The organism is Candidatus Amarolinea dominans (genome assembly GCF_016704685.1).
Lineage (GTDB): Bacteria > Chloroflexota > Anaerolineae > SSC4 > Amarolineaceae > Amarolinea > Amarolinea dominans.
Map to the genome: position 1 here is coordinate 142,956 of NZ_JADIZS010000010.1, position 11,962 is coordinate 154,917.

Sequence of the window (11,962 nt, forward strand, 5' to 3'; positions counted from 1 at the left end):
AGCGGAGAGCGGTTGTGAAAGTTTTGATTGTGGCCAAGACGCGGATGGGCGGCGGGGCCTGCATTGGGGGGATTAGCTTCGAGGGGCAGAGCGTGCGCCTGGTGGCGGCCAATGCGGCCACGCATGAGGCAGCCGGCCTGGAGTACGGCGTCGGTGAGGTGTGGGAGGTGGATGCGGCTCCGGCGCCGCAACTGGTCCCGCCCCACGTCGAGAATCTGATCGTGCATGAGCGGCGACGCCTCGGCCCGATGACCGACCCCATTCCCTTCATCGAGCGTTTCCTGCCGCCGCGCGCCGGCGGGATCGAGGCGCTGTACGAGGGTTTGACCCAGACCACCGCGGCCGGCGTGCTCTTCATCACGGCGCGCACCGGCATTCCACCCTACAGCACCATGTTCTGGCGACCGGCCGAGCCATTGACGCGAGCCGACGACGCCAAGCGCATCCGCTATCGCTATCCCACGCCCGCGGGCGGCCACACCCTCACCTTCGTTGGTTTTCAAGAGCCTCTGCCCGAAATCCCGGCCGGCGCCATCGTGCGGGTCTCCCTGGCGCACTGGTGGCGGCCGGAGACCAGCCCGGACGTGGAGGAACGCTGTTTCGTGCAGCTTTCGGGCTGGTTCTTGCCAAGACAACGGGCCATCGTACCCGCGGCGCGCCCCTCGCCGGCGGTGACATCCCCGCAGCCTCCGCCTGGGCGTGAGTTGGCGGCCCAGCCGCCGGTTGTCACCGCACCAACCTCGCGACCCACGGCGCCGGCGTTGACCGCCACCGGGCAGACGCCGCGGCGGCTATTGAAAACCATCTTCGGCTACGACAGCTTTCGCCCCTTGCAGGATGACATCATCGGCAGCATGATGCGGCGCGAGGATACACTGGTCGTCATGCCCACCGGCGGTGGTAAGTCGCTCTGCTACCAACTGCCGGCCCTGCTCTTTGCCGGGCTGACCGTGGTGGTGTCGCCGCTGATTGCCCTGATGCAAGACCAGGTGGACCAGTTGCACGAGCTGGGGGTGCCGGCGGCCTTTCTCAACAGCACGCTGAACTACAGCGACTATGTGGCCACGACCGCGCAAGTCCGCCAGGGCGAAATCAAACTGCTGTATGTGGCGCCGGAGACGCTGCTGCGGCCAGAAACATTGGTTTTGCTCGATCAGTGCGCCATAGATTGCCTGACGATTGACGAAGCGCACTGCATCTCCTCGTGGGGGCACGACTTCCGGCCGGAGTACCGGCAACTCTTGTCAGTGCGTCGCCGCTACCCGCAAGCGGTGTGCGTGGCGCTGACTGCCACGGCCACCCCGCGTGTGCGCGACGACATCCAGGCCATCCTGGGCTTCGGTCGTGCCCACGAATTCGTGGCCAGCTTCGACCGCCCCAATCTGTACCTGGCGGTCCAACCGCGCAGGGACGGCCTGAGCCAGGTGCTCGATTTCCTGGCCCAACATCCAGACCAGTCGGGCATCATCTATTGCAGCACGCGGCAGCAGGTGGACACCCTGACCGCGCAGTTGAACGGGCACGGCTACCGCGCGCTCGCCTACCATGCGGGCCTGGACGACGCCACCCGGCGTCAGAACCAGCGCCTGTTCGTGCGCGATGAGGCGCCCATCATGGTCGCCACCATCGCCTTTGGCATGGGGATCAACAAATCCAACGTGCGCTTCATCGTTCATCATAATCTGCCGGAAAACATCGAAAGCTATTACCAGCAGATCGGCCGCGCCGGCCGCGACGGCCTGCGCGCTGACTGCCTGCTGCTGGTTGCCCGCCAGGACATCGGCACCATCTTTCATTTCATCGAACAGAGCGCCCCGCCGGAGCAGCCTGGCAAACGTGCGCGGCTGCAAGCCATGCTCCGCTTCGTGGAAGCGCAGGGCTGCCGGCGCCCGCCCCTGCTCACCTATTTTGGCGAGGAGATTGCGGAACCCACCTGCACCATGTGCGATCACTGCCAGGGTCAGGTCGTGCCCGCGGCGCAGACCGATGCGACCGCCGCGGCGCACAAATTTCTGACCGCAGTCGCCCAGACCGGTCAACGCTTTGGGGTGGCGCACATCATCAACGTGCTGCGCGGCTCGCAGGCGCAAGCGGTGCTCCACTATCGTCACCAGCAGTTGCCGACGTATGGCAGCGGCAAGGAACACGCCCTGGAGCGCTGGCGCGACCTGGCGCAGCAATTCATCAGCCAGGGGCTGCTGGCGCAGGACATGCAGTTTGGCTCGCTCACGCTGACCGGGCTGGGACATGACGTGCTGGAGGAACACCGCGCGGTCAGCGTGGCGCAGGCGGTCATGGCCGCGCCCGCGCCTGCTGCTGCGGCGCCGCACGACGAGATTTTGTTCCAGAAGCTGCGCGAGGTGCGCCGGCGCCTGGCCGACGCGGTGAACATGCCGCCCTACATCATCTTCTCGGATCGCACCTTACTGGAAATGGCGACCTATTTCCCACAGTCGGCCACGCGGCTGCTGGACATCAACGGCGTGGGGCAGGTCAAGCTGCAAAAATACGGAGAGGCGTTTCTAACGGTGATACGTGCGCACTGTGCAGAGCTGGGTCTGTCAGAGCAACCCCGGCCGCCTGATCCGCCGGTGGTTGTCAGCAGCATTGGCGGCGGCAAGCGGCGTTTCGAGGAGGTGGGCGAGCTGTTCGCGGCCGGGCAGCCCATCGAAAGCCTGCAAGCCTTGTACGGCGTACAAAAGAGCACGATCCTCAGTCATCTCTACGACTACCTGCGCGCCGGTCACGCGGTTGACCCCGCGCCCGTCCTCGCGGCCTCGACGCTGACGCCCGCGCAGCAAGCGCAGGTGATCGAGCACCTGGCGATGCTTGGCCCCGAGCGCCTTACGCCGATCTACGAAGCCCTGGAGCAGGCGATTCCCTACGTCGAACTGCACCTGTTGCGCGTCGTGTTCCTGGCCGAACAGCGGGCCGGCGATTGATGAGCGTTTTCAACGCCAGGACGCTTTTCTTCAACGCAAAGACGTTTTTACAATCACCCTTTTCCACACACATACACCAATCACTCCTTATCCTATTATTTTTTTATCTAAATCTCGACAATTCCTCTTTTTTTACTTCCTCTTCTCATTTAACTTTATTTTTCTCCTCATCCACTTTTTGCCTATCTTTTATCTCTCTCTTTCAAATCCACAACTTTCATTTTCCAACCCTCTTTCTCCTTCTCATTATACTTATTTTACTCACCACTCGTTCCAACCAGTTTATTTGCCGCATCATATGCTACTACATGAACACCGCCAAACAACAAAAAATACCATCCCACGCAAAAAAACTCTTGCTCTTTGTTTTCATCGTTCTTGTGCCAGCACCACAATCCATTCTTCTTCGAACAACTCACCCAAAACCTTCCACCCATTTACCAATCCCAAACCCTTTTCTCTACAACCTAATTTTTTCCAATTTTCCAATCACTACTCCCAGCACTCCTTACCCTCACGATCTGTATTTCTTATATCCACTCATTATCCACTAAATTTACCACACCCTCTTCTTCCATATTTCCCAACGCCCGCCCCTCCCTTTTACGTAATCACCCATATTCTTTTTACCATTCTCCCTACGTCCAATCAACGCCCTCCCCATCCGTTCGCAATCACACCCGTTCAACTCCAAACAACCCTTGAATGCCGAACAGTTGGCTCGCGGGCCACTCCCGGAGGCTGGTTCACAAACAACATTTGTATCCCGGCTTGCCGAAATTCTTCCACAAAGCACCTGCAACATGTACACCCGCCAACCGAGACTCAGGCAGACACCACCTGGAACACCTTCACCTTCTGGTCTCGTAACCGACCACGCCGGACGACCATTTCGCCCGCTCACCGCCTCGTCCAGAAAATACAAGTCCTTTCGCAAGGCGTACCCCTCGTGGGTGGCATATTCTTCAATCGCCGCCACCTGCTGGCTACGACTCTCTTCCTGGCGTTGCGTCGAAACACGGGCAAACGCAGCTGTCTGTTTCATTACGAACCTCCTTCGGCTCTGTTTCTTGACTCAATTTCTGATAAGCGGCTTCAGCTGCATGGCATCTCGATGGGCTTCGCCACCGTACTCGCCATTCTGTTTTTGCTTTCATTGGCTGCCTCCTGAATTTCGCCTCATGACTTTATTCAGGATAGCACATTTCAGCCACCGTAACTTCAGCGTTCTCAGCGCCCGAAACAGATAGGAAGTTCTATTCGATTGTCAAAGTGCAAGTCCCTTCTCTTCACCACCTTCTTGTCGTTTGTAACCATAACGCCAAGACGCCAAGACGCACTCACGCAACCTGCTTCAGCAGGTTTAGCGTATCAGACGCCGAATTCATTCGGCGGGCCGTATCAGACGCCGAATTCATTCGGCGGGCCGTATCAGACGCCGAATTCATTCGGCGGGCTTGCGTTACCGGCGCGGCCATCACGGCCCGGTTCTCGGCCACGTTGTGCAGGAACGCCCGTCGCCACGCCGCGTCGCTGATTCTGTCTGCTCGCAGCAGCACCTCGCGACAGCCGGCTGCAAGCACCGCGACCGCTGAGATGCCGGGATTTCCGACTTGAGCCAGAACATCGGCGACGCACACATAAACCCAGGCGGGGGAACTGAACCCGTCGGTTCCCTGCTCACACAGGTACTCCCAAACATCCATCGTCAACTGCCGCGCCGCTTCTGGCTGACCCAGGGCCAATAGCACGCGCGCCTCGGTCGCCTGCGCTTCGATCTTGTCCGGCTCAACCCCTAGCTCGGCAAAACCCAGACGGGCCGCTGCCAGGTCTCCTGCTGCGGGGACCAGGTCGCCCATTTCCTCATGCATGTAGCCCAGATAGGCCCGGCAGACGGCCTGACCAAACGCATCGCCGGTCGCCGCATACTCCTGCAGTGCGGCCTCTTCCATCTGAATCGCTGTGGCCAGGTCACCGCTGCGCCAATGCACGAAGCCCAGGTTGACCATCTGATAGGCTTGATGGCGGCCTATTCCGGTCAGATTCGCCAGTTCCAGACCGGCCTCCAGCGCGTCACGGGCCTCGCTGTACAGTCCCAACTGCGCGAAGGCGAAGCCGAGGTGCCCGTGATACTGACATTCCAGGTCGAGATGACGGTTCTGGCTGCGACGGGCCGCGTGCAGGCTCTGCGTGAGGATTTGCGCAGCATGGGCAAGATCACCGTTCTCGAAATAGTAAAGCGCCACGGCCGCCATCGCGTACGAGCGAATGTCATCCTCACCGATCGTCTGCGCCAGGGCCAGTGTTTCTGCCACGACCGACCGCAGCGCAGATCGCTCACCCAGGCGCAGCAAGGCTGTGACTTTGTACGCCAGCGCTTCCACCGCCAGCGCCGGGCGCCCGGCGCGCTGCGCGGCCGCGATGGCGGCATCTGCAACTTGCGCCAGTTCTCGATAATCGGCCTGCGATGAGACGTAGCGCGCATGGCGCAGGTGCGCTTGGCTGCGGCGGCCGTCGTCATCGAGCTGTTCGGCCAATGCCAGTAGCGCCTCGATGTCGGCCTTCTGTGCGAGCCGCTCTCCGCGAAAACAGAGTGCTGTCTCCCGCCCCCACAACGCCCGCCAGCGTCGTTCCACATCCCCAGGTTCGATGGTGTCCAACGCGCGGTCGAAGAAATGCCTGGCTTCCAGCGTGGCGCCCTGTGTCGTCGCGCGCTCGCCGGCCTTCAGCCAGTAGTCCACGGTCTGCGTGACCAGCCCTGCCTGGAGGTAGTGCTCTGCCATCACCTCCGGTTGCGTCTCGGCGATCTGCGGAAAGCGTGCTGCGTAGGTTTCGGCGATGCGCCGGTGATGGGCCTGCCGGGTCCGCCTCAGCAGCGCACCCAGCGCAGCTTCCTGAATCAGGACATGCTTGAACGCATAGTGCGTCGCCGTCGCAGCGCCGGTCGGTTGGATCAAGCCCGCCGCGGTAAGTGTGGCCAGGTCGGCCCGCAGGCGTGGTTCATCGAAGGGCACGACGGCAGCCAGCACGGGGTAGGCGAACTCGCGGCCGAGGGCAGCGGCCCAGCCGGCGGTCACTTTGGCCGCGCCCATCCGATCCAGACGCGCACGCAGTGAGTCGTGCAACGTGGCCGGGATTGCGCTGGCCGCTGCCGGCGCGCCGCTTTCGAGCAGCGCCCGGGCCAGCTCCTGCACGAACAGGGGGACGCCGTCAGCCCGCTCGACCACGCGGCGACGGAGCGCAGCAGGTACGGCCTTATCGCCCACCAGACCGTCCACCAGGCGCTCGGCCTGCCCAGGGTTCAACGGACCGAGAGTCAGTTGGGTCAGGCGGCTGCGCGGCCGCCAGGGCGGGGTGAAGATGGGCCGATAAGTGAGCAGCGTCAGGCAGGGCAGCGCGGTCAGCGCGTCCAGCGACGCATCGAGCCAGGCCACCGTCGAAGGGTCGGCCCAGTGCAGATCTTCGATCACCACGACCAGGGGCCGTTGGGCGGCCAGCCGGCCCAGCAGCGCCACACAGGCCAGGCGCATGCGCTGGCGCTGGTCTTCGGTGATGGTCTGCGGCGCAGGCATCTCTGTGGGCAGGTCGAGCAGCAGCGCCAGCAGCCAGGTCGCGGTCGGCTGCGCCAGCCCCAGGCGCTCGAACAGATCATCGAGTTTGGCCCGCGGCGCCTGGGCATCGTTGCCCGGCTGCAGATCCAGGAACCGTTGGAACATGGCAATGACCGGGTGCAGGCTGGTGTGCTGAAAATGCGGCGTGCAGGCGGTTTCCAGCCAGCGAACGGATGGCGATGCCACGCGTTTCAGTTCCCAGACCAGGCGTGACTTGCCGATGCCCGCTTCGCCGGCCAGCGCAACCACCTGGCCCTGCCCCTGCTGCGCCGCTTGCAGGAGCGCGGTCAACTGCTGCATTTCCGCCTCGCGCCCCACCAGGGGCGGCAGAGACTGGGTTTGCGCCAGCCAGGCCAGCCGGCTGCCCGCCGCGTGTTCGCCGCTGATACGAAAAGCGGCCGGGACCGCGCCCGGCCCCGGCTGGCAGTCGAACCAGCCGCGGATCAGGCGCTCCGTGGCCGCGGTCACCCACACGCTGCCCGCTTCGGCCTGCTGCTGGCAGGCGCGGGCGCGGATGGGCGCCTCTCCCACCATCTCGCCGCCCATCTCCCCTGGCAGAGAAACCATCATGCCGGTGTCAATGCCGATGGCGTGGCTGTACCCGTCGCCCGCTGCGGCGGCAATCTCCAGGCCGGCGCGCACGGCCCGCTGCGCCGCATCTTCGTACGCGACCGGGTAGCCGAAGTAGACCAGGCAGGTCAGGCCTTGCCGCGGTTGGCGCTGGCCCCCGCCGCGCGCCAGCACCCCCGTGCAGTGGGCGCTGCACCGCGCCAGCGCTTCCAAATCATCCTCCGGATCGCCCGCGGCGGCGGCGCGGCGGCGGCCGCACACCATGACCGTGACCTGCCGACGTTCCTCGCCGGGCGCTGCGGCCTGGCCGGCGGCGACGCCTGGATCGCGCAGGGCCGCATGCGCCCGAATCCGATCGTGCAGGCCACGGGCCGAGGGCGAGGGCGTCGCGCCGAACTCCGCCGCCAGCAGGCGGCTGAAGGCGTTGTACTGTTCCAGCGCGACCGCCGTTTGACCCGACGCGGCCAGCGCGGCGATCAGCATGAGCTGCGCCGGCTCGTGCCAGGGTTCCAGCGCCGCCAGGCGGCGGGCAAATTCCTGCGTCTGCTGCGGTTCGCCGCGGCGTTCATGATAAGCTGCCAGGGAGGCGAGCGCTTCGACGGCCTGCATGTGCAGCATTTCCTGCTGCACCACCTGCCATTCCTCGAACGGCACGCTGTCGCGCAGGGAGAAACCGGCCAGCAGTTCGCCGCGATAGAGGTTGGCAGCCTGCTTCAGCCAGCCGAGGCAGAGGGGGCAGAGATCGTCGTTTTGGTGCTGATGTTGGCGCCGGGCGCGGATCAACTCGGCGAACTCGGCTACGTCGAGCCAATGGTCGCCCAGGGGGTTGAACTGAATGTCCCGGTTGGTGATCAGGAGGAGGGGCTGCTGGCGGGGGGGCGTTGGCGCGCCGGCTGCGCCCAGGGCGCGGCGCAGGCGCAGCAGGGTCTGGCTGAGGTTGTGAGCCGCGCGGGCATCCGTGGAGTCGGGCCACAGCAGCGCGGCCAGTTCGTCGCGGCGGTGCGGGCGGTTCGATTCGACGGCCAGGTAGGCCAGCAGGCCGCGCGCCTTGTCCGCGCCAAAGTCAACGAGCGGTTGGGTATCCAGGCTGGCCTCGAAACCGCCGAACAGGGCAATGCGGAGGTGAGACATCGAACGCTCCTGTGGAATGGTTGGCTGGGAGGGTCGTTCACACGATCAGTTCTATTGGGGCGGCTGAAGGGGCGACCGGCAAGCGGCCCCATTATAACCGAAAACAGGTGAAAAGCGCAGCCAGTTTGGGCGGCCTGGTGAGAGTTTGGTGATACCTCCCTGCTACACTGACCCCGGAACAAGGAGTGCAGCGCATGATCTCGCAGCCACAGTATGCCTCATACCTGCTACGTTTCAGGCAGGTTCGCAACGACCAACGAATCGTCTGGGCAGCTTCGGTCCAGTGCATTGCCACGGGCGAACAGCGGCCCTTTGCCGATGTGGAAGACCTCGTGGAGTTCCTGCGCACGGAGTTTGGCGGCCGGGAGGGCGCGGAAGATGCCCTTCAGCCCCCTCAGATCATCCTCGAGCGCGGACTAAAGGCCCTGGCGCAGGGGTTGGGGCCGTTCAGCGGCTCGTCCTGAGAAGCAACAGTGATAACGCCAGGAGGAACTCAATGAAATCATCCATCAAGAATCTGTCGAAGGCTGCGCTGCTCATCTGTGGCGCGTGGCTGTTCCTGATAACAACCACGAGCGGGGTGCATGCCCAGGGCAGCGGCGTCAAGCCGATTCGGCTGGTCAGTGGCAACATCATTCCAGACATCGTGACGCCCGCTGAAGCCAAAGTCGCGGCCGGCGCCAGCTTCGACGGCAAGACCTTCAAGCTGATCCAGTTCAAGCAAATTCCAGGCGACCGCGAACAGCAGCAGTGGGCGGCCGCCGGCCTGCGGCTGGTGGACTATCTCCCCGATGACACCTACTTCGCCGTCATCGAACAGGGCTTCGACCTCGACCGCCTGACTGACCAGGCCGTCACGATCATCGAGGTCGCGGACATCTTCCGCTTCGAGCCGTCGCTGGCCGGCCTGATCGCCCAGGGCGGCGCTACGGACCGGCTGGTGATCAGCTACTACACCGACCTGGACGCGGCCACGGTGATGGCCGCCCTGCAGGCCAGGGGCGTTGTCATCCAGGCTCATCGTGACTACTCGCGCCAGTTGGACATCACGCTCGATCCGGCGCGGCTGCGCGAGGTTCTGGCGCTGCCCTTCATTCAGTTTGCCGGGCTGCCGCCGGAGACGCCCATCCTGGAACCCTACGATCACCGCAACGCCAGCGGCCGCGCCAACTACCTGAACACCGGCTACAACAGCCTGAACTATAACGGCGCCGGGGTCGTCGTTGGCATTGGCGAGAGCGGCACAGTGGACAGTCTGGTGGATGTCAAAGGCCGGCTGACCGAGATGGAATCAGGGGCTTCGTCCAGTCACAAGATCGGCGTCATGCAGAACGCGGGCGGCGCGGGCAATCTCGACCCGTCCAACCGCAACAACGCCTGGGGCGCGACCTTCCTCAGCGTGGTCGGCTCGCCCGATTACGCGGCGCTCTATTCCTCGCACAATCTGCGCTACACCAACCACTCCTACGGTGTTGCGATCAGCGGCGGCTACGATCAATCGGCGCGGGATCATGATCTGCGCATCGCCACCTACCCCAACCACCTCGTCATCTACTCCTCCGGCAATTCGGGCGATGAGCAGGGCTATGCGCCGTACAACTTTGCCGGCTGCCCTGGCGCCCCCAGCGACTGTTGGGCCAATATCACCGGCCAGATGAAACAGAACAAGGACATGTTTGCCATCGGCGCTCTGGAGCTTGACGATGACTTGACCAGCTTCAGCAGCCGCGGCCCCATGTACGATGGCCGCATCATCCCGCAGTTGGTCATCGAAGGCATCGAAGGGACGTCCGACGCCGCGCCCAAAGTGACCGGCGAAGTGGCGATGCTGGCGCAGGTGTACAAGGCCAAGAACAGCGGCAGCGAACCGACCTCCTCCCTCCTCCGGGCCATCATGATGAACACGGCCGATGACCTGGGCAATGCCGGGCCTGATTTCAAGCACGGCTATGGTCGGCCCAACCTGCGCCGCGCCTACAACGTCATTGATAATGCCCAATTCCTGACCGGTTCCGTCTCCCATGGCGGCACGAACTCCCACACCATCACCGTGCCCGCCAACACCAAACAGGTGCGCGTGATGATCGTCTGGCCCGATGTGGCCGCAGCCGTGAGCGCCAACCCGGCCATCGTCAACAACCTCGACCTGGTGGCCAAAGACCCGTCCAACGTCAGCTACAACCCCTGGGTCCTCGATCATTCCGCCAGCGTGGCGGCGATTAGCGCCGCGGCGACCCGCAGTGTTGACAGCCGCAATACCATCGAACAGGTGACGCTCGACGACCCCGCCTCGGGCAATTGGACGATGGAGGTGAGTGGAACCAGCGTGCCCACCGGCCCGCAGACCTACTACCTGACCTACGAATTTCTGACTGATGAGCTGACCATGATGTTCCCGCTGAAGGACCATCGCTTCGTCTCCGGCACGGCCTATCATCTGAAGTGGGACAGCTACGGCGCCAGCGGCACGTTCAGCCTCGACTACCGGCTGGATGGCGGCAGTTGGACGAGCATCACCAGCGGCTACAGCGCCACGAGTCGCACTTACCAGTGGACCGCTCCCAGCGTGACCGGCATTCACACCATCGAGTTCAGGGTGCAGCGCAGCGCCTTGACCGCGACCAGCGACGTGAACTACATCGGCCCGGCGGCTGAGAACTTCAGGATCTTCAGCGTCTGCAGCGATGTGGTCATCCTGAAGTGGAGCGCCGTTTCCGGCGCCACCGCCTACAAAGTGTATCGCCTGGGGGCCATGGTCATGGAGGAAGTCACTTCCAACATCACGTTCGATGGGGCCAGCGCCACCCTGACCGGGCAGAGCACGGTAAATACCGAATACTATGCCGTGAGTGCCGTGACCGGATCCAACGAAGGCCAGCGCACACGGGCCGCCGAAAAAGGCGCCCGGCAACTACAGTTGTGGCGGCATCAATTGGACCGGCACGGTTTCGACAGACTGGTTCACGGCTGGCAACTGGTCCTCCAGCAGCGTGCCGACCACCGCTGACAATGTGACCATCCCCGCAGCGCCATCGAACCAACCGGCCATCACTGCCGCGGGCGCGGTCTGCAACCAGATCACCATCGAGTCCGGCGCCTCATTGACAATGAACGGTTCGACGGCCTATACCTTGTCTGTGGCGGGAGACTGGACCAACAACGGAACCTTCACCTCGGGCATTGGAACAGTCGAGTTCAACAGTACCAATGCCTACCAGGGAATAGGCGGCACATCAACCACGAACTTCAATATCCTTTCGGTGACGAAGGGCGCCAAGGACAGAATCCTGGAGGCCGCATCGCTGATTACCCTGAACGCTGCCGTTAACCCGCTTGTGCTAACATCAGGCACGTTCAAGCTATCGAGCGCGTCAACTCTGTTGCCGTTTACATCCGGACCGTCCATAGGCAGTACTGCGGGCTTCTGGAACAATGGGGGCACGATCAATGCCGGCAGTTATAGCTGGACGCTCAATGCTGGCTTACTGAGGATATCGGCCGGGACTGTCAACGTAGGTGCAAGCTCTGGAAACAGCATAACCTACCTGAATAATGGAACCCTGATCATGGAAGGCGGAGCGCTGAACATTGCCGGCAGGTTTTCGCCCAATAGTGGTACTTCAACCGGAACATTCACCCAGTTGGGTGGTATCATCACGGTGAACACGGTCGGCGGACAAGCACCTCAAGGGCGCCATTTGAGCTGAA

6 protein-coding genes are annotated in these 11,962 nt (G+C 63.1%); 4 read left to right on the forward strand and 2 right to left on the reverse strand.

Going from position 1 to position 11,962, the window contains the following annotated elements; all coding sequences use genetic code 11:
* Positions 1-14 precede the first annotated feature (14 nt).
* The gene (gene recQ, locus IPF85_RS08275) at positions 15-2,942 is read left to right on the forward strand and encodes a DNA helicase RecQ (protein WP_343407597.1); all 2,928 of its coding nucleotides are present in this window, start codon (positions 15-17) and stop codon (positions 2,940-2,942) included.
* A gap of 556 nt (positions 2,943-3,498) precedes the next feature.
* On the opposite strand, the gene IPF85_RS08280 is transcribed toward recQ, so the two are convergent.
* Entirely contained in the window at positions 3,499-3,987 is a 489-nt protein-coding gene (locus tag IPF85_RS08280) for a recombinase family protein (protein ID WP_343407598.1), read from the reverse strand.
* A 295-nt stretch (positions 3,988-4,282) separates the two neighbouring features.
* Entirely contained in the window at positions 4,283-8,254 is a 3,972-nt protein-coding gene (locus tag IPF85_RS08285) for an AAA family ATPase (RefSeq protein WP_343407599.1), read from the reverse strand.
* A gap of 194 nt (positions 8,255-8,448) precedes the next feature.
* On the opposite strand from IPF85_RS08285, the gene IPF85_RS08290 reads away from it, so the two are divergent.
* From IPF85_RS08290 to IPF85_RS08300, 3 genes are read left to right on the forward strand one after another with little or no spacing between them, the layout of a single operon-like run.
* Entirely contained in the window at positions 8,449-8,718 is a 270-nt protein-coding gene (locus IPF85_RS08290; RefSeq protein ID WP_343407600.1) for a hypothetical protein, read from the forward strand.
* Between the two features lie 32 nt (positions 8,719-8,750).
* The gene (locus IPF85_RS08295) at positions 8,751-11,261 is read left to right on the forward strand and encodes a S8 family serine peptidase (protein WP_343407601.1); all 2,511 of its coding nucleotides are present in this window, start codon (positions 8,751-8,753) and stop codon (positions 11,259-11,261) included.
* Complete coding sequence (locus IPF85_RS08300) at positions 11,245-11,961, forward strand: hypothetical protein (protein ID WP_343407602.1); 717 nt, start codon at positions 11,245-11,247, stop codon at positions 11,959-11,961. The genes IPF85_RS08295 and IPF85_RS08300 overlap by 17 nt, the downstream gene beginning before the upstream one ends.
* The last annotated feature ends 1 nt before the right edge of the window (position 11,962 follow it).